This is a genomic window from Capnocytophaga sp. oral taxon 863 str. F0517 (genome assembly GCF_000466425.1).
Taxonomy (GTDB): domain Bacteria; phylum Bacteroidota; class Bacteroidia; order Flavobacteriales; family Flavobacteriaceae; genus Capnocytophaga.
This window is the reverse complement of the sequence record NZ_KE992117.1, coordinates 46,649-65,400: the sequence shown is the minus strand read 5'-3', so window position 1 is coordinate 65,400 and position 18,752 is coordinate 46,649. Positions and strand designations below refer to the sequence as shown.

Genomic DNA, 18,752 nt, shown 5'->3' with positions numbered 1-18,752 from the left:
ATTTATTTATCTTTTTTTACACTTGCTTCAACCAACTTTTTAGGAAATAGTTCTTGCAATTTCTCTATTTTTGGTTTTAGTTCACTTTTTCTTTTTTCAGAAGTTTTAGCAGCGTTGAACTCTGCATCCATTTCCAAATAAGTAACTTCACTAGGGTACAATCTTTGGCGCTCTCTCTCTCGTAACTCATTATAAGCAGCGACTAACTCATTTTGCACGGCTATATAAGTTTCGTAATTGGTTTCTCGATCGTTTTGTAAAGAGATAACCGCTTTATTAGGATTGTCTGATGAAGTGGGGTCATGTTTTCCTTGGCAATAGCTACAAGCATCTTCTGCTTTTCCTCCTCCATTGTCCAAAAACTTAACAGCTTCTTTTCTTAAGTCCTTTATATCCAATATTTGGTCTTCTACCAAAAGTTGATTATTCTTATTGACTAATACCACGAACAAGTTACGTTGGTTGATAGGAGGTTCTTGCTGTTCTTGTTTGGGAACTTTAGGAGGCAATTTTGCAGCTATTCCCGCATTAGAGGTGATGTCGGTCGTTACAAGGAAGAATATAAGCAAAAGAAACGCTATATCTGCCATGGATCCGGCATTTACTTCGGGTACTGAACGTCTTGCCATTTTTTAAGTTCTTTTGATAACTGAGAAAATTACAGAAACTAATGAAATTAGTATGAGCAGATAAGTAGCCATGATACCAGCGCTTATCCATTGGAATTGACTATCTGAACCAAACAATGCGTAGGAGAGGGGATAGGATACAATAAGAATACCTAAGAAAGCTCCAGCATAGACCAGTGTCTTTTTAATTGATTTGGGTGAAGATAGTATATTCTTTGTAGCGGATGAAATAACTACCACTAATCCAATTAGCAATAGTAGATAAGCCACAAAAAACATTCCTGTCATCGGGAAATTATTGATACTATTCTTGGTCTCATCAGAACTGACCATAAGCCAACCACAGAGAGCAAGCCCCAATACGCCGAAAATGAGCGCTATGATTCTTGTTATTTTGTGCATGAATATAGATTTTAGGGGTTAGTAATTATTTTTTGTAAGCTACCAATAGGTCAACAAGTGAAATAGAGGCATCCTCCATATCATTGACAATACTATCTACTTTAGCTACGATATAGTTATAGAATACTTGAAGAATCATCGCAACGATAAGCCCAAATACAGTAGTAAGCAACGCTACTTGGATATCACCAGCAATCAGTGAAGCGTCTAGACCTCCTGCTAAGCTAATCTTTTCAAACGCCTGAATCATACCAATTACGGTTCCCATGAATCCTAACATAGGAGCAATAGAGATAAATAGAGAGATCCAAGAGACATTCTTCTCCAAAAGTCCCATCTGTACACCTCCGTAAGATACTACAGATTTCTCTACGATATCAATACCTTCATCTGCACGATCAAGTCCTTGGTAGAAAATAGAAGCCACAGGCCCCGCTGTATTTCTACATACCTCTTTGGCCGCTTCTGTACCTCCATTTTTAAGGGCATCTTCTACATTCTCTAATAGTTTTTTTGTATTAGTAGTGGACATAGTTAGGTAGATAATACGTTCAATAGCTACCGCAAGACCAATGATAAGGCATAAAAGAATAGGAGCCATATAAGCTGGCCCTCCTTTGATAAAATATTCTTTAAAACTTTCATTTACACTTTTCTCTGTTGCTTCTTGAGCTAAAGCAGTACTAACATTTATAAAAAGCAATGCAAATAACGCTAATTTTGAATACATTTTTTTCATTTTTTTTCAATTTTTATTAAGTGGATATTAAAAAGCAGAGAGGAAGGGATTCGAACCCTCGATACGCTTTTGGCGTATACACACTTTCCAGGCGTGCTCCTTCGACCACTCGGACACCTCTCTAAATAAGTATCACCTTACAAGCCGCTAAATTACGATAAAAAAATGATACAGCAATCTTTATTAGTAAAAAATTATGATATATCTCCTTGTATTTCTTTTTCGTATTTGATTTTCAGTGTTTTACTATCAAGATTTTTTCCTAGCAAATACATTAGTTTAGTAATAGCTGCCTCACTGGTGAGGTCTTTTCCATTGATGACACCTATATTTTCAAAGTGAGATCCTGCCTCATATTTGTTAGGAAGCACAAATCCACGCATACATTGGGTAATATTGACTACAGCTACCCCTCTTTGGATGGCCTTTTCTATAGAGTGTAAGAACCAATCAGCTGTAGGGGCATTTCCAGATCCAAAACTTTCCATTACCACCCCCCTGAGTGAAGGAATGCTAAAAATTCCTTCTAATATAGATTGGGTGATATTAGGAAAAATCTTTAAAAAAACCACATTAGGATCAAATTCAGTAAAGAGCTGTAGCTTTTCTTGTGTTTCTCTTGGGTATAGATATTCGTGATGTATCTTTAGATGTACGCCACTTTCGGCTAATATATGATAGTTGGGCGAGTCAAATGCTTGGAAATTTTCGGCATCAATCTTGGTAGTCCTGTTACCACGATAGAGCTTATATTCAAAATACAAACATACTTCTTCAATAACAGGTTTATCATTTTCCTTTAGGCTAGCTAGGCGGATAGAGGTGATGAGGTTCTCTCTTGCATCGGTACGAAGGTCTCCTATTGGTAGCTGGGAACCTGTGAATATGACTGGCTTGCTTAGGTTTTCCAACATGAAGCTTAGGGCGGAGGCCGAATAGCTCATGGTATCACTTCCATGCAGTACCACGAATCCATCATAGGAATCGTAGTTTTCCTCAATACTTTGTGCAATTCTCCTCCAGTGGGCTATATTCATATCGGAGGAATCAATAGGAGGGTCGAAAGAGACGTGACTTATATCACTGTCCAGCTGAGAGAGTTCAGGTAACCGTTCTTTGATCTTCTCAAATCGAAAAGGACGTAATACTCCTGTTTCATAATCCTTTATCATTCCGATGGTTCCTCCTGTATAGATAAGGAGAATTTTTGTTCTACTAGTCATAATTTTAATTTATTAATGACAGGGTTGGCATACATTTCTAAGAATTTTTTGCGTGAAATGTTTCCTTCCGAAGTACTTCTATTCTCTAATCGTCTCTCAAATTGTCTTAGTTCTTTCTCGGTATATTTGTCGGAAAATCTTTGAATATCATTAAGTATATCATAAGCAATATAGTTACTTGCAAATAGCTTATATTGAGAATGGATTTTGGTGTCCATCAATTCCACTAATGCTTGAATTTGCCGATTGACATGTTCTTCTTGTGCGGCAATTTGGTCTAATTCCTCATCTAAGGAGCGTCCTACCGATATATGTACACAGCCTTTCTGTCCTACTAAGCCTTGTACAATATTATGATAGTCTTCATTTTCTTTCTTGATATATTCTACTCCATGATGTTGAGCCAAAAGAGCGGGTATTTTTAGGATATCAGTAGGGTCAAACTCATAGGAAATAGCCATCGGGACTATATGCAATTGCTTAAAATATTCCATCAGCGGAACCTCTTTAGGGCAATTCATTGAGAGCATTTTGAAAACACCCTGCTGCGTACGGTCATCACCATCTTTAGTGCGTCCTTCTCGCTGTGCGATCCATACAGAACGATTTTTCTCAATCACACAGCGTGCAATGAATTTCGATACCAATTGGGATTTTTGTAAAGTCTCTCTTGGTGAAAGCCCTCTGTGGATGATAAAATTGCGATTGAGCTTGGCAAAGGCTAATAAAAATGGAGTATTTACCAAATTACTTCCTATGGCGGAGGCTGTCATTTTAAAACCTTTTTCATGTAAGGCTACATTGAGAAAGGATGTATCTAAAATAATATCTCGATGATTGGAAATAAACAAATAAGACTGAGAAGGGTTGAGGTACTCAAAGCCCTCGTCAGAGAGTTGTGTCACACTTTTATTAATAGCACTCTTAATAATGGGATACATAATCCTTGACTGAAAATCTCTTATTTTCTTACACGAGAGAAGTAGCTTCATCTGCTCGGCCTCATCAAGTTTTGGAAAACCAAATTGTAGAAGCTGACCAATAGTGGGGTTATCTTTGATATAGCCTAATATCTCGGAAACCTCACTGTCGTGAAAGGGGCGTATTTGAGAAAAATCTGTCAAAATATTAAGGGTTGAATTAACCGTGCAAAGTTACACAAAAATTATCAAAAAAAGAAGGATTAAGCTTTGAAAATTTCAAGAGCATTTTGGGTTGTCTTTGTAATAATTTCATTTTCAGATACTTTGTATAATTCAGCAAGTTTTTTTATGATATAAGTAAGATAACTACTTTCATTGCGTTTGCCTCGGAAGGGAACAGGAGCTAAGTAAGGGGAGTCTGTTTCTAACACTATGTTTTCCAAAGCAATAGAGGAAAGAAAAGTGTCTATTTTTCCATTCTTGAAGGTGACCACACCTCCGATGCCTAATTTTAATCCATATGAGATAGCTCTTTGGGCTTGTGCTTGATTTCCTGAAAAGCAATGAAATATACCGAATAATTGTTCATCTTTTTCACTTTCCAATACTTCAAAGACCTCATCGAAGGCTTCTCTACAATGGATAACAATAGGAAGGTGATAGGCTTTTGCTAAGCGAATTTGCTGGCTAAAGGCTTCTCTCTGCGCCTCTAAGAAGGTACGGTCCCAATAAAGGTCAATCCCAATTTCTCCAATAGCATAGAAGGTATTGGGATGTGTTTGCATAAGAGCGATTACATGAGCGAGTTCTCTCTCCCAATCGGCTTTCACACTACAGGGGTGCAAACCATTCATGAGAAACACCTCTTTGGGATAGGCTTTTTGTAGGCGAAACATCCGCTCGGTATAGGTAGAGTCAATGGCAGGAAGGAGGAATTTACCAACCCCGACTTCCTTTGCTCTCTGTATAACTTCCTTATAATCTGTATCAAACTCCTCCACATATAAGTGGGTATGGGTGTCTATAATCATGAGTAAAAACTGTTTTTAGCTCTTGCAAAGATAGGTGTTTTATAGGTATGAAAACGTTAAATTTATTACAATCTAATTAAAAGGGATGGTTATATGGAAAAAAAATTGTAAATTCGCAGTACCAATATAAAGAGATATTAACATGAAAGAAGAAAAAAGTCTGCCCACTTTAGGGGAGTTTATCATCGAGAAACAGCGTGATTTCAAATACTCAACCGGAGAATTATCACGACTTATTAGTTGTTTGCAAATTGCTTCAAAAATGGTCAATAGGGCTATTAACAAAGCTGGAATTGCCAATGTATTGGGTGCCGCAGGGAACCAAAATGTACAGGGAGAGGAACAACAGAAATTAGATGTTATTGCCAATGAAACCTTCATCAAGTCCCTCTCTCAAAGAGAGGTTGTCTGTGGAATAGCTTCAGAGGAAAATGATACTTTTATTGAAATTAAGAACGGAGAAAATTCAGAACTAAGCAAATATGTAGTACTGATAGACCCACTTGATGGTTCTTCTAATATTGATGTAAATGTTTCTGTAGGTACTATTTTCTCCATTTACAGACGAATAACTCCAGAAGGAACTCCCGTACAAATAGAAGATTTTTTACAGAAGGGGGTTAATCAAGTTGCTGCAGGATATATTGTATATGGTTCCTCTACAATGCTAGTATATACTACAGGTAAAGGAGTCAATGGCTTTACTTTGGATCCTTCCTTGGGCAGCTATTATCTTTCTCATCCGGATATGAAATTCCCAGAAAAAGGGAAAATATATTCTATCAACGAAGGGAATTATATAAAATTCCCTCAGGGAGTGAAGGATTATATAAAGTATTGTCAGGAGGAAAAAGACGATCGTCCTTATACTTCTCGTTATATAGGTTCTTTGGTATCGGATTTCCATAGGAATATGATCAAAGGAGGTATCTATATGTATCCTTCTACTTCCCAATCTCCTAATGGAAAATTACGCTTGCTCTATGAGTGCAATCCTATGGCATTCCTTACTGAACAGGCAGGTGGAAAAGCATCGAATGGTTTCCAACGTATATTGGAAATAGAACCTACGGAGCTACACCAGCGTACTCCCTTCTTCTGTGGAAGCAGTTCCATGGTCGATACTATAGAGGAGTTCATGCGCATGGCAAAATAATTAACGCACAATAGAAACACATTTGCTTGAGGGGGAGGCTATAAGCCTTCCCCTTTTTGTTTGCTCTCTTTGCCAGCGAGAATCAGTACAAATTCTCCTTTGGGTTGTTGCTTTTGAAAATGAGCTAAAAGCTCAGCTAAGCTCCCTCGAAGGGTCTCCTCGTGTATTTTGCTAAGCTCTCGGCTGATACTTACCCTTCTGTCTGCTCCAAAAAAAGATATAAAATCCTCCAAGGTCTTTACTATTTTATGAGGAGAGACATAGAAAATCATGGTTTTGGTTTCTTCTACTAGGTTTTGCAGTCGTGTCTGTCGTCCCTTTTTATCGGGAAGGAATCCCTCGAATACAAAGCGATCGTTAGGCAGCCCACTATTGACCAAGGCAGGAACAAAGGCCGTCGCTCCAGGGAGGGTCTCCACAGCTATGTCAGCCGCAACACAAGCCCTTACCAAAAGGAAACCAGGATCTGCAATAGCAGGAGTACCCGCATCACTGATAAGCGCCAGTTGCTTGCCTTCTTTGAGCTTTAGGATAAGGCCTTCTATACTTTGGTGTTCATTGAACTTATGATGTGCTAGCATAGGGGTGCTTATACTAAAGTGCTGAAGAAGTTTGTGGCTGGTACGAGTGTCCTCAGCCAAAATAAGATCTACCTCCTTAAGTACTTGTAAGGCTCTTAAGGTGATATCCTGCAGATTGCCAATAGGGGTAGGCACTAAGTATAACTTTCCCATTATCCAAAATGTTTAGTGATAATATGAAAAAAACGTTCCTCGTAGGCTTCTTTTCCTTGCCAATTATTATAGGAGGGCTTTATCTTTTGGAAGATAAATTCCCAACACTCGTCAGGGGAGTGAAGATTATTGATCATAGCAATAGCTTTGTTATAGGCTTGGGTATCTCCATCGAAAAGATGGGTTACAAAGGCAATACGATCATTGAGACCTATTTGTAATTCTTTGGAGCTTATGCGATCATTTAAGGTCTTGGAAGCCTCAGTGTGAATTTTTGTATGAGAATTTTTCTCCTCGAAGACAACCTCATTCTCTGGAGCATGAGATCGGATATTCTCCCAATCATTTTGCCTTGTAGGAGAGGGTTCTTGGTAGGAGGGGGCAGGTTCTTGGTGTATAGAAGTGGGTGTTTTTCTAAGTAATTCGGGGTGGTTTTTTTCTAAAAAATGGAATAATAAGGCCTTCTCATACAGCTTTCTTAACTCATTTACCAAAAGAGTCGAGTTGTCCAAAAAGGTGGGATTGGTGAGGAGCTTTTGGGCAATTTGCACCATATCCATCTGAATCTCTTCTTTCATAAAATAATAGTTTTTCTTGTGTGATGTTCAAATATTTTTTGTATCTTTGTTCCTAATTATGGGTAATAGTTCGTCCTCTTATAAGAGGAAGATACCCAAAGGTTTACCCCAATCATAGCTATAAGTGTAGGGTTATAGGTTCAATAATAGCTCGCAAAGATACGAATTTTGATACAAAATATAGCCTTGAAGATAAAAGAAAGTAGCTAAGCATTGATTTTCTCTAAAATAAATGAGGGGCATTTGATAGGCTTAAAAGTACTTTTATCTACAAAAACAAGTGTGGTATGAGCCTTAGAGAGCAATTCTTGTTTCTCATTGAATAGCTCATACTCAAAAATTATTTTTGAAGTAGGAGGCTCCTTTAGGGTAAGGACAATAGAGAGGACTTCATCGTACAAAGCGGGTTTCTTATAATCAATGTGTAGAGAAACAACTGGAAGCATGACTCCCATATCTTCCAATTCTTTGTAAGAAATACCTAAGCTACGAAGCCATTCTACCCTGGCTATTTCCAAATATTGTGGGTATATACCATAATATATAACTCCCATTTGGTCAGTCTCTCCATAGCGAGTACGCACCTGATAAGTGAATGTATGATTCATGTTTTTATTATTTAATTATTTGATAATTAATGAGATGATAATATTTACAGGAAAAGAGCAAAAAAATTTTTTTTATTCAAAAAAAAGTTGCATTTTTGCCCAATGAATTGATACCCTATTTTTGAAACGCAAATATATAAAATTTCTGATAACTAATGAATACCGATGTACGGAATATTTGGGAAAATTGTTTGTCCTTCATAAAGGATAATGTAACCAAGCAAGCATTTGATGTTTGGTTCAAGCCCATACAACCTGTAGAGCTGACCGCTGATAATACCTTGGTGATTATGGTGCCTAGCATGTTCTTCATGGAATGGCTGGAAGACCATTACATCAATCTGATATGGAGTGCCTTGACTAAGGAGTTGGGTACACGCCCTAAGCTCATCTATAATATTAAGATGGAGAACAATCCTAATAAGACTGAGCAGGCAACAGAACAACTACCAAGTTCCAATCGTAAGGCTACCCATACGGATGCATTGGGATACAAACAAAAACCTCAACAAACCTATAACCCATATATCGCACCAGGATTGATAGAACTGGAGGAAGTAAAGGTCGATTCACAACTAAACCCTAACAAAAACTTTGATACCTTCATTGAGGGTGAAAGCAATCGCTTGGCGCGTTCGGCTGGTAAGGCTATCACCGAAAGGCCAGGGGGAACTTCCTTCAACCCGCTATTTATATTCGGTGGGGTAGGACTCGGGAAAACGCACTTAGCCCATGCCATCGGCAATGAAATACAGGAAAAATATCCTAAAAAGAAAATTTTATATATTGAAGCTGAAGATTTTACAAAGCAATATGCCGTAGCTGCAAAAAATAATAACCGTACAGATTTTATTCATTTCTACCAACAAATAGATGTCCTTATTATAGATAACGTACAATTCTTTGCTTCCAAGCAAGGAACTCAGGATGTTTTCTTTCAGATTTTTAATCATTTGCACCAAAATGGGAAGCAGCTCATCCTTACCTCTGATAAGGCGCCTGTGGATATACAGGATGTAGAACAACGATTGCTCTCCCGATTCAAGTGGGGACTCTCTGCCGAGTTGCAGGCTCCTGATTATCAAATGAGAAAAAATATCCTCAAGGCGATTCTCTATCGTGATGGACTTGAAATGACTGACGATATTATAGACTATATTGCCCAAAACGTAAAAACCAATATCCGTGAATTGGAAGGGGTGAATACTTCTTTGGTAGCCGAAGCACTCTTTAATAAAAAGGAAATTACCCTTGATTTGGCTAAAAAAGCAGTCGATAAGATCGTAAAAAATATCAAAAAAGAGGTTACTATAGAATATATTCAAGAAATAGTTTCTGAATATTTCCAACTTTCTCTAGAGGAACTACAATCTAAGACTAGAAAGCGACATGTGGTACAGGCACGTCAATTAGCTATGTTCTTTGCTAAGAAATATACCAAACTTTCTTTGGCAAGTATCGGAAAACTAATAGGGAAAAGGGATCATGCGACTGTACTGCATGCTTGTAAAACGGTGGATAATCTTAATGAGACAGATAAGCAGTTCCGCAAATTCCTTACAGACCTTACTACCAAAATAAATAACCGATAATAGGTAAATAAGCCTAAATAAAAAAGCTATCCTATAGGGGGATAGCTTTTTTACTTTATAAATAAATACAACAAATTTCTATTTTGCGGGAGGATAAACCCAAGTGCTTAGTCCTTTGCTTTTTATCTCAGGCATATAGCTTTCTGCTTGGGAACGAGAGCTGAATCCTTTGTAAGCAACTAGGTAATATCCTTTCTCGTTTTGACCTACGACTCCAGCACTACTATAACCACTATTTTTAAGCTGTTTTACTCGATTGCGAGCATTAGCTTCGGAGCTAAAGGCTCCTGCAATAAGGAAGAAACTTCCAGAAGCCTTCGCACTGGAGCTGCTTCCACTAGAAGTATTAGTGGAGGTAGCGGTACTGGCTGTACTTTGTTTTGCAGCTTCTTTAGCTGCTTTTTCGGCTTCCTTAGCAGCAAGGGCTGCTTGCTTTTCTGCTTCTTTGGCTGCCTGGGCTGCTTCTTTTTCTGCTCGTTTTTGCTCTTCCTTTCGCTTTTTCACCAAGGCAGGATCCTTGGTAACTTCTATAGTGGTGGCACTTAGTTGAATATCTGGTACATAAGTGGCTTTGGCTACTTCTTCATTGACAAGTTCTTCTACCTTGGCAGGATCGGTCTGGACTTCTACCACTGTAGGATTTTGCTCCACTGTCAGAAAAGAATAGATAGCGTAACCAAGGGCAGAAAGCCCTACAATACCTACCGCTGCAAATTTTATAGCATTGGACATCTTAGGCTTAGGTTTTCCTGCAGCGGCCTCCTCAGGAGTGACACTGGGATTTTCTACTAAGCCTGGTTTGTTATTTTGATTGTTATTCGAAGTATTGGCAAGTTCTATCCCTGTTTCATTCTTATTGATTTCCTTGGCAGCTACATTGGACATGCCAAAAGAGTCTGTAAGATAGTTTTCTTTAGACAAGGAGGTGAAAATGATATTGTTATCCGTTCCTTTGGTGAACTTCCCTATATTCTCAAGTCTTACTTCTTTTCCGGTACCCAAATCCTGTTTCCAGCGAACTACAGTGGATTTGATATAGCTTTGTGCCTCTTCATATGAGGAACGTTCTACCTCGGAGATATGTTTGGCCAGTAGACCATCATTATAAGTAAGTCGAGCATTGAAAGTCAATTCTTTTTGTGGAGGAGAGAAGGTCTTGTCAGCAGCCAATTCGGCAGCTTTCCTGTTGGAAACAAAAGCTCCAAACTCAGGAATGATAACACATTGGTGCTTAAATAACAAATCCTCTATATAGGCATCTAAATTCTTCATATGTCAAAGTTATAAATCATAGATTTTTTCGGTACAAAATTACACATTTTTCATTATACGAAAAAGAAAAAATGGATGTTTGTTAATAAAAAAATATTTTTCGCCCATTTTTAGCGTTAGTTAATATTTATTTAAGGGCTTAAGCGTTCTATTTTCCAGTCATAATCTTCTTGTAGGGTGTAGCGGATCCGATCATGAAGTCGGTTGGGACGTCCCTGCCAAAACTCAATAGAGTACGGACGTACCAAAAAACCACCCCAATTTTCAGGACGCTCCAAGGGCTTTCCTTCCATTTCTTTTTCCAAAGAAGAGAGCTTTTCTTCTAGATATTCTCTGGAAGGGATCACTTGGCTTTGATCGGAGACTATAGCTCCTAATTGGCTGCCGCGTGGTCGTGACTGGAAATATCCATCGGAGAGATTGGCTAAAAGTTTCTCTGCCGTTCCTTTGATAATGATTTGCCGCTCTAAGGCTGGCCAAAAGAAAGACAAGCAAATCTTAGGATGTGCCAGGATAGCTTTTCCTTTCTCACTGTCATAATTGGTGTAGAAGATGAATCCCTCATCGGTGAATTTTTTCAGAAGCACCACCCGTGTCTTAGGGAAACCATCCAGCCCAATGGTGGCTACCGACATTGCATTGGCTTCTTCTACAGTGTCGGATTGTTGAGCTTGTAAGAACCATTGTTGGAATTGTTCCATAGGATTCTCCCTGAGGTCTTTCTCTAAGAGAGCACCTAAGGAATATACAAGTCTCCAATCACTTAGATCTTTTTCCATAGCGGATTATTTTTTTAGAGTTGTAGGGTGTTTAAGTCCATTGAAGTTGATAAGTTCCCCAACTAAGGAACCTACCCGAAGGCTGGCCTTTATCTTTACAGGAATCTTGTTGCGGTCATCACTAATCCATAAGGTAAGGCTTTCTTGTTCCTTGAAAACACGTCCATCCTGTACTAAGGGTCTAAAAATAAGGGTGTTGATCTCTCCTAAAGGAGTAGTTATCTTTTCTTTTCCTAAGAATCTTAGTCGGAATTGGTATATCTCATCATCGTCGAAAATCATATCCATGCTTACTTCATCATTCTTTTTAAGTGTTTCCATCTTAGGATTGTTACGCAGATAGTATAGGGTGGTGACCACATCTTTTACAGTAGGCTGTATAGAGATATTTTTCTCTTCGTTGTTCTCCAAATTCTTGATACGGAGTTTGTTGGTATTGAAATTGAAGAAAAAATTGAGTTTCTTAGTGTAGCCTCCTTCGTAGATATCTCGGTTAAAAAAATAAGGTTTGCCGGTGGTCTTATCAAAGTAGCTTTCGTAAGTATCATCCACCTTGAAGAATAATTTGGCCAAACCAGTAGTCTCTCCTTTTCCTAAGGCATGATATACAGTTTTACCTTCATATACCTTATTTTTTAATAGGAGAGAAGCATAGCTGGCATTAAAAATCCCATAACGCACACGGAACTTTAGATATTCACCTTCCTGAAAAGCACTATTATCCTGAGAAAAACAAGGATATAAGCTTAAGAAACTTAAAAAGAGTAAAATATTCTTCAACATATAAAATCTATTTAAAGTGCGGCAAAAATACTATATTTTTTTATATTATATCCGATAAAATAATATTTTCAGCACTATTTAATTTGTAAAGTACTTATTTACAATAGTTTAAAATCCTAAAATAATTTTACCTATCATAAAATAAATAAGAATACCCAAGATATCATTGCTGGTAGTGATAAAGGGGCCGGTGGCCACCGCTGGGTCTATTCCTCTTCTATGTAAGAAGATAGGGATAAAGGTACCTATCACAGCGGCATTGATAATCACTGTTACTAGGGCGATGCATACAGTGGCTGATTCTAAATAGGAGCTACCAAAGATAAAATGGCTCATCATCAGTACCAGGGTAGCCAACGCCAGTCCGTTGATAAGGCCTAAGAGAAATTCCTTAAGCAATCGTCCTAAGAGGGCGCCGTCTATACTATTGTTAGCCAAGCCTTGTACCACGATAGCCGAGGACTGCACCCCTACATTCCCCGCGGTGGATTGGATCAAAGGAATAAAAAGCATTAGGGTGGGGAAGGACTGAAGCCCTTCCTGAAAACCATTGATGATACTGGCTGCACTTATACCTCCTACCATTCCGATAAGTAACCAGGGCAAGCGTGCACGAGTGAGTTTCCAGATGGTATCGTCGGCTTCCACATCCTCGGTAATACCCGCCGCCATTTGGTAGTCATGTTCGGCTTCTTCTTTGATTACATCTACGATATCATCAATGGTAATACGTCCCACAAGGCGATGCATCTTATCTACTACGGGAATAGCTTCCAAGTTATATTTTTGCATTACGCGAGCCACTTCCTCTGGGGTATCGTGAACAAAGACAAAATCCACTTTTGGAATATAGATATCTCTGATATGGGCATTAACAGGAGCTGTGAGCAGATCTTTCAGGGAGAGTCGCCCTTTGAGCACCTCGTTGTCATCCACTACATAGATCGAGTGTACTCGTGTGACATGCTGGCCTTGCTCGCGTATCTCTTTTACACAAGTATCTACTCCCCAGTTTTCATTGACTTTGACCAACTCCTTGGCCATAAGACCTCCCGCTGTATCATCATCATAACGGAGCAAATCCACGATGTCCTGTGCGTGTTCTTTGTCTTCTATATGAGAGAGAATCTGCGTTTGTCGCTCTTCGGGTAGCTCTGCAATCAGGTAAGCGGCATCATCGGTATCCAGCTCCTGCAAGTCGCGAGCGATTTCCTCATTCGAGAGATTTTCCAAGATGTGTTCCAATACCTCTTCATCCACTTCGGTAAGGGTTTCGGAGGCTTTTTCACGGTTGAGAAGGCTAACCAAGTAAGCGGCTTCCTCCAGTTCTAGTTCGCTGGTAATTTCTGCAATATCGGCGAAGTGCAGGCTCTCAAGATAGTCCTTGAGTTCTTGTTTTTGATCGGAGGCAATTAGCTCTCGAATATGTTCGATTATCTCATCGGTGAGTTTGAATACTTGCATCTTTTTTTAGTGAATAGTGAATAGTACATAGTGAAGAACTTTTCACTCTTCACTTTTCGTTATTCATTTATTAGGGGCGCAAAGATACAACATTTGAAGAGGAAAGTCAAGAAAAATAAGAGGGAGAAGTAATAAAAAAACTGCTCGGAGAGGAGCAGTTTTTTAAGGGGTTATTTTTTCTTGGTAAAGGTATATTCTATTTCTCCTGCTAAATCAAGTTTAGCTATTTGATTAGCTGATATTCTTTTAAATGAAACAGGAGTTTTTATAGAACCTTCTACTTCTATTGAAAGGGTATAAATATCTCCCTTTATCTCTTGCTCCACTTTTGTAACAGCTTGTTTCATAGAACCACTTAGATAACAAAGTGTTGGACCTGCTGTAATACAATAATCTTTTTTTGTAAATGAATATCCTGTATTTCCTCCTATATCATTAATCCAAGTCCCAATAATCCAATCAGGAGGATTGTATCCGGCTACACTTCCGCCTCCTCCATTATCAGAGCTTCCACTATCACTTTTACTACAAGCAACAATGCCTACAAGGGCAATCAAAAATAAAAAAATTTTTTTCATATCAGTAATTTTAATTATTAGGGCAAAGGTAGTCTATTTTCGTAAAACAATTTTCTTTTTAAAAATAATTTAACTATAAAAATAAAGCTAAGTAAGAAAAGAGCAATTAGGTTTATAAATTTTCAAAGGTTCCAATAGTTTTGGCATAAAAATTGTAGCACTCACTAAACATAAATAAAATACATTATACGATGAAAAAAATTCTATTGGCCAGCGTGGCCTTAGTGTTGGCTTCTTGTGGTGGCAAGACAGCTTATGAGGGTACTTACGAGGGTACTTTCCCTTGTGCAGACTGTAGCGGTATCAATGTAAGTCTTTCCATTGGAAAAGATACTTATACCTCACAGGAAGTGATGAATGATCTCAAAGAAGAGGACAACGGAAAGGTGAGCTATGATGCCCAAAACAAGGTACTTACTCTTGTCAGCGAGAAAGAAAGCGGAAAGACACAACAATACCGAGTAAAAGAAGATGGTTCTATTGCTTTCTTGGAAGAGGGTAAGGAAGTTACAGGTGAACTTGCTTCCTACTATATCCTTAAAAAGAAATAGGCTCGTAGGTTATTCTGAAAAAATAAAGAGGCTGTCCCTTATTGGCAGCCTCTTTTTGATTATGGTAGAAAACAATTATTAAAGTTCGAGTGCGTTCTTTAAGTCATTGTTCATCAAGAGTTCTACTGGGTTTTCGAGCGCTTTTTTCACTTCTACAAGGAAGCCTACGGACTCACGACCGTCAATGAGACGATGGTCATAAGAAAGGGCAATATACATCACAGGGGCAACCACGATTTGACCATTGCGGACAATGGCACGATCCACTACGTTGTGCATACCCAAGATAGCAGACTGTGGTGGGTTGATGATAGGGGTAGAAAGCATACTTCCGAATACACCACCGTTGGTAATGGTGAAGGTACCACCTGTCATCTCATCTACTGTGATTTGTCCTTCACGGGCACGGATAGCAAGGCGTTTTACTTCAGCTTCTACACCACGGAAAGAAAGGTTTTCGGCATTGCGAATCACTGGTACCATAAGCCCTTTAGGCCCTGATACTGCAATGGAGATGTCACAATAGTCGTAAGTGATTTTTTCTTTGTCATCAATCATGGAATTGACATCGGGGAAGAGCTTGAGGGCGCGTACTACAGCGAGGGTAAAGAAAGACATAAAGCCTAAGCTTACATTGTGGCGTTCCTTGAAGGCATCCTTGTATTCATTGCGAATTTCGTAGATGGCAGACATATCCACTTCGTTGAAGGTGGTAAGCATAGCAGTTTCATTCTTAGCAGCAACCAATCGTTCCGCTACTTTGCGGCGTAGCATAGAGAGTTTAGCGCGTTTTTCTCCTCTTTTGCCTGAGGTGGGAGTTCCCATACTGTGGCGTGCAGGTTGTGCTTTGAGGGCATCTTCCTTAGTGATACGTCCTCCCTTACCTGTACCACTTACTTGGCTGGCTGGAATTTCTCTCTCGGCTAAGATTTTCTTAGCAGCAGGAGAGGGCTCGCCAGTGGCGTAACTTGTAGGGGCAGGGGCTTCTACTTTAGGAGCAGGAGCTGGGGTAGGAGCAGGAGCAGCTGCTTTAGGTGCGGCCGCTTCCGCAGGGGCTGCTGCATCGGTATCAATAAGACATACGACTTGCCCTACAGCCACCGAATCCCCTTCTTTAGCTTTGAGGGTAATAACTCCACTCACCTCAGCAGGAAGTTCTAGAGTGGCTTTATCAGAATCCACTTCTGCAATGGCTTGGTCTTTTTTTACATAATCGCCATCCTTTACAAGCCAAGTGGCGATTTCTACTTCGGTAATTGACTCCCCTGGAGAAGGGACTTTCATTTCTAAAACCATAAATTTTTTTATTTTAGTCCAAAATTAATGATCAATAATTGATGTCTAATGGTCAATCACAGATGACTAATCTGTAACCACTGTAATACATGCACAAAGATAAAAAAAAAAATAGAATAGCCAATAAAAAAGTATTTTTTTTACAAATGGCTTCTCTGAGGAATAGCTTCCACAAGTTTGGCAAAATTTTCAGGCAGAGGAGCTATAAGGCTAAGAGGTTCTTTTTTTACAGGATGCAATAGTTCAAGCACACGTGCATGTAGGCAGATACTTCCATCGGGATTGCTGCGCTTAGCGCCATATTTGAGATCTCCTTTGATAGGACAGCCTAAGGCAGCAAACTGTGCTCGTATTTGGTGATGGCGCCCCGTGAGCAAGGTGATTTCTACCAGTAAGTAATGATCAAGGCTTGCCAATGTCTTATACTTAAGGATTGCTTTTTGAGATTGAGGCCTTTCACTGGGGTAGGCATAGGACTTATTTTGAGTGGTATTGCGTACCAAAAAATGGGTAAGGGTAGCTTCTTGTGGGATCTCCTTTTTCTCTACCAAAGCCCAATATTGCTTGCTCACCTCCTGCTTAGTAGCGAAAGCAGCATTGAGGCGGGGGAGTGCTTTGGAGGTCTTGGCAAAGAGGACAAGACCAGTGGTAGGCCTATCCAATCGATGTACTACACCGAGATAGGCCTCTCCTGGTTTGTGATATTTTTCTACCAAATAGGCCTTGACAATTTCACTTAAGGGAATATCACCGGTCTTATCTCCTTGAACTATATCTCCCGCTCTCTTATTGACTGCTATCAAGTGGTTATCCTCATAGAGTACCTCTAGGTTTTGAGCGTTTGTCTTCATTTCTTAGTACTGTTCGCTCTCATTGGGGAAGGTTTGTGCCTTGACATCGATGATGTATTGGCTTACAGCACCACTCATCAGCTCGTGCAGATTGAGGTACTGGCGTACAAACTTGGGTTTGTAATCTACAAACATACCGAAAAAGTCTTGGGAGACCAGTACTTGCCCGTCTACCTCGTGTCCTGCACCGATTCCTATGGTAGGGATCAAAAGGCTTTGACTAACTTCTTTGGCCAAGGCGGAAGGAATTTTTTCTAAGACAATAGCCGAACAGCCCAATTCTTGCAGGTAGAGTGCATCTTCTTTAAGCTTTTGTGCTTCCGCTTCTCCTTTGGCACGAAGGCCATAGCCTCCGAATTTATTGATGGACTGTGGGGTAAGTCCTAAGTGACCTACCACAGGGATACCGGCCTCTAGAATACGACGAATGCCCTCACCAATTTCTCTACCTCCTTCGAGTTTTACGGCCTGTGCGCCACTCTCTTTCATCATACGGATAGCCGAATCCAAGGCACGTTGTGGGTCGGATTGGTAGGTGCCGAAGGGCAAATCTGCAACTACTAAGGCACGTGAGCAAGCACGTACCACAGCCGAAGCGTGGTATATCATCGCTTCCAAGGTCATAGGAAGGGTGGTCTCATACCCTGCCATCACATTGGCGGCGGAATCTCCTACTAAGATGATGTCAATACCTGCTCCATCAATGATTTTGGCCATGGTATAATCATAGGCTGTGAGCATGGTGATTTTTTCTCCTTTAGCTTTCATAGCCTGTAGCGTTTGTACCGTTACACGCTTGGTTTCTTTTTTTGAAATAGACATTATTTTTAATGATTAATTCTTCACTTTTTATTCTTTTGGGTCGCAAAGATACGATATTTTGGCAAGACAAACAAGATTTTTCCCCCTTCAGATAAGGTGGAATATTTATCATTAGGGAATAATATAAAAAAATAAAGACTATTCTTATTTTGAATAGTCTTTATTAATAGTAATTTTAAATATTTCACTATGAGCAAATGATTTTTTAAGCTACTAATGAATTTACATGTTTCATTAGGTTACTCTTAAGATTACCCGCTTTGTTTTTATGGATAATATTTCTTTTTGCTAATTTGTCAATCATAGAAACTACATTAGGCAATAGTTCTTTAGCTACATTTACGTCAGTAGTAGTACGTAATTTTTTGATAGCATTACGAGTAGTTTTATGTTGATAGCGATTTCTAAGGCGAGCTGCCTCATTTCTTCTAATTCTTTTGATTGCTGACTTATGGTTTGCCATATTCTTATCTCAATTAAAGTGGTATTGTATAAAATTACTAAAAAGATGTAGTCCGTAGGGGAATCGAACCCCTGTTACAAGGATGAAAACCTTGCGTCCTAACCCCTAGACGAACGGACCTGCAAATGAAAAATTTAAGTTTCGTAGTCCGTAGGGGAATCGAACCCCTGTTACAAGGATGAAAACCTTGCGTCCTAACCCCTAGACGAACGGACCTTAAATTTTCTTACACTATGTTTCTCATTTGCGAGTGCAAAGGTACAACTTTTTTTCGAACC

21 protein-coding genes and 3 tRNA genes are annotated in these 18,752 nt (G+C 39.3%); 3 read left to right on the top strand and 21 right to left on the bottom strand.

Annotated elements, in window-relative coordinates:
• Positions 1-2: 2 nt before the first annotated feature.
• The 7 genes from HMPREF1551_RS04620 to HMPREF1551_RS04590 form a co-directional block, all read right to left on the bottom strand.
• Positions 3-629 carry an ExbD/TolR family protein gene (locus tag HMPREF1551_RS04620; RefSeq protein ID WP_021627888.1) on the bottom strand — a complete coding sequence of 209 codons (627 nt, stop codon included), beginning with the start codon at positions 627-629 and terminating at the stop codon, positions 3-5.
• Positions 630-632: 3 nt separating this feature from the next.
• Positions 633-1,031: a hypothetical protein gene (locus HMPREF1551_RS04615; protein WP_021627887.1), complete on the bottom strand. Its 399-nt coding sequence runs from the start codon at positions 1,029-1,031 to the stop codon at positions 633-635.
• 25 nt (positions 1,032-1,056) lie between these two features.
• Positions 1,057-1,770: a MotA/TolQ/ExbB proton channel family protein gene (locus tag HMPREF1551_RS04610; protein WP_021627886.1), complete on the bottom strand. Its 714-nt coding sequence runs from the start codon at positions 1,768-1,770 to the stop codon at positions 1,057-1,059.
• A gap of 35 nt (positions 1,771-1,805) precedes the next feature.
• Positions 1,806-1,893 (bottom strand) — tRNA-Ser (locus tag HMPREF1551_RS04605).
• 71 nt (positions 1,894-1,964) lie between these two features.
• Positions 1,965-2,993: an asparaginase gene (locus HMPREF1551_RS04600; protein WP_021627885.1), complete on the bottom strand. Its 1,029-nt coding sequence runs from the start codon at positions 2,991-2,993 to the stop codon at positions 1,965-1,967.
• Complete coding sequence (locus tag HMPREF1551_RS04595) at positions 2,990-4,117, bottom strand: 1-acyl-sn-glycerol-3-phosphate acyltransferase (RefSeq protein ID WP_021627884.1); 1,128 nt, start codon at positions 4,115-4,117, stop codon at positions 2,990-2,992. The genes HMPREF1551_RS04600 and HMPREF1551_RS04595 overlap by 4 nt, the downstream gene beginning before the upstream one ends.
• Before the next feature lie 59 nt (positions 4,118-4,176).
• Complete coding sequence (locus tag HMPREF1551_RS04590) at positions 4,177-4,947, bottom strand: TatD family hydrolase (protein WP_021627883.1); 771 nt, start codon at positions 4,945-4,947, stop codon at positions 4,177-4,179.
• A 142-nt stretch (positions 4,948-5,089) separates the two neighbouring features.
• Between HMPREF1551_RS04590 and fbp the strand changes: the two genes are divergently transcribed.
• Positions 5,090-6,103: a class 1 fructose-bisphosphatase gene (gene fbp / locus HMPREF1551_RS04585; protein ID WP_021627882.1), complete on the top strand. Its 1,014-nt coding sequence runs from the start codon at positions 5,090-5,092 to the stop codon at positions 6,101-6,103.
• A 38-nt stretch (positions 6,104-6,141) separates the two neighbouring features.
• On the opposite strand, the gene rsmI is transcribed toward fbp, so the two are convergent.
• The 3 genes from rsmI to HMPREF1551_RS04570 form a co-directional block, all read right to left on the bottom strand.
• Positions 6,142-6,837 (bottom strand): 16S rRNA (cytidine(1402)-2'-O)-methyltransferase, encoded by a 696-nt coding sequence (rsmI, locus tag HMPREF1551_RS04580; RefSeq protein ID WP_021627881.1) that lies wholly within the window; start codon positions 6,835-6,837, stop codon positions 6,142-6,144.
• Complete coding sequence (locus HMPREF1551_RS04575; RefSeq protein WP_021627880.1) at positions 6,837-7,415, bottom strand: hypothetical protein; 579 nt, start codon at positions 7,413-7,415, stop codon at positions 6,837-6,839. The genes rsmI and HMPREF1551_RS04575 overlap by 1 nt, the downstream gene beginning before the upstream one ends.
• A gap of 206 nt (positions 7,416-7,621) precedes the next feature.
• Complete coding sequence (locus tag HMPREF1551_RS04570; protein WP_021627879.1) at positions 7,622-8,023, bottom strand: acyl-CoA thioesterase; 402 nt, start codon at positions 8,021-8,023, stop codon at positions 7,622-7,624.
• Positions 8,024-8,178: 155 nt separating this feature from the next.
• Here HMPREF1551_RS04570 and dnaA point away from each other — a divergent pair, with 155 nt between their 5' ends.
• Entirely contained in the window at positions 8,179-9,615 is a 1,437-nt protein-coding gene (dnaA, locus tag HMPREF1551_RS04565) for a chromosomal replication initiator protein DnaA (RefSeq protein WP_021627878.1), read from the top strand.
• A gap of 78 nt (positions 9,616-9,693) precedes the next feature.
• Here the strand turns inward: dnaA and HMPREF1551_RS04560 are convergent, their stop codons facing one another.
• The 5 genes from HMPREF1551_RS04560 to HMPREF1551_RS04540 all read right to left on the bottom strand — a co-directional run bounded on the left by HMPREF1551_RS04560 (position 9,694) and on the right by HMPREF1551_RS04540 (position 14,491).
• Positions 9,694-10,887, bottom strand: coding sequence for an SPOR domain-containing protein (locus tag HMPREF1551_RS04560; RefSeq protein ID WP_021627877.1), 1,194 nt, complete (start codon positions 10,885-10,887; stop codon positions 9,694-9,696).
• Between the two features lie 131 nt (positions 10,888-11,018).
• A complete protein-coding gene (gene pdxH, locus HMPREF1551_RS04555; protein ID WP_021627876.1) occupies positions 11,019-11,666 on the bottom strand; it encodes a pyridoxamine 5'-phosphate oxidase in 648 nt (215 codons plus the stop codon).
• Between the two features lie 6 nt (positions 11,667-11,672).
• On the bottom strand, positions 11,673-12,449 hold the full coding sequence (locus HMPREF1551_RS04550) for a DUF3108 domain-containing protein (protein ID WP_021627875.1): 777 nt from the start codon (positions 12,447-12,449) through the stop codon (positions 11,673-11,675).
• 108 nt (positions 12,450-12,557) lie between these two features.
• A complete protein-coding gene (gene mgtE, locus HMPREF1551_RS04545) occupies positions 12,558-13,913 on the bottom strand; it encodes a magnesium transporter (RefSeq protein WP_021627874.1) in 1,356 nt (451 codons plus the stop codon).
• Positions 13,914-14,083: 170 nt separating this feature from the next.
• Positions 14,084-14,491: a hypothetical protein gene (locus HMPREF1551_RS04540; protein ID WP_021627873.1), complete on the bottom strand. Its 408-nt coding sequence runs from the start codon at positions 14,489-14,491 to the stop codon at positions 14,084-14,086.
• A 191-nt stretch (positions 14,492-14,682) separates the two neighbouring features.
• Here HMPREF1551_RS04540 and HMPREF1551_RS04535 point away from each other — a divergent pair, with 191 nt between their 5' ends.
• Positions 14,683-15,042, top strand: coding sequence for a copper resistance protein NlpE (locus HMPREF1551_RS04535; RefSeq protein WP_021627872.1), 360 nt, complete (start codon positions 14,683-14,685; stop codon positions 15,040-15,042).
• 78 nt (positions 15,043-15,120) lie between these two features.
• Here the strand turns inward: HMPREF1551_RS04535 and odhB are convergent, their stop codons facing one another.
• From odhB to HMPREF1551_RS04505, 6 genes are all read right to left on the bottom strand, one after another.
• The gene (odhB, locus tag HMPREF1551_RS04530) at positions 15,121-16,338 is read right to left on the bottom strand and encodes a 2-oxoglutarate dehydrogenase complex dihydrolipoyllysine-residue succinyltransferase (RefSeq protein ID WP_021627871.1); all 1,218 of its coding nucleotides are present in this window, start codon (positions 16,336-16,338) and stop codon (positions 15,121-15,123) included.
• A gap of 140 nt (positions 16,339-16,478) precedes the next feature.
• Positions 16,479-17,189 (bottom strand): RluA family pseudouridine synthase, encoded by a 711-nt coding sequence (locus HMPREF1551_RS04525; protein WP_021627870.1) that lies wholly within the window; start codon positions 17,187-17,189, stop codon positions 16,479-16,481.
• Positions 17,190-17,192: 3 nt separating this feature from the next.
• A complete protein-coding gene (gene panB, locus HMPREF1551_RS04520; RefSeq protein WP_021627869.1) occupies positions 17,193-18,011 on the bottom strand; it encodes a 3-methyl-2-oxobutanoate hydroxymethyltransferase in 819 nt (272 codons plus the stop codon).
• A 205-nt stretch (positions 18,012-18,216) separates the two neighbouring features.
• Positions 18,217-18,474 (bottom strand): 30S ribosomal protein S20, encoded by a 258-nt coding sequence (gene rpsT, locus HMPREF1551_RS04515; RefSeq protein ID WP_021627867.1) that lies wholly within the window; start codon positions 18,472-18,474, stop codon positions 18,217-18,219.
• 48 nt (positions 18,475-18,522) lie between these two features.
• A tRNA-Glu gene (locus tag HMPREF1551_RS04510) sits at positions 18,523-18,594 on the bottom strand.
• Between the two features lie 24 nt (positions 18,595-18,618).
• Positions 18,619-18,690, bottom strand: a tRNA-Glu gene (locus HMPREF1551_RS04505).
• Positions 18,691-18,752 lie beyond the last annotated feature (62 nt).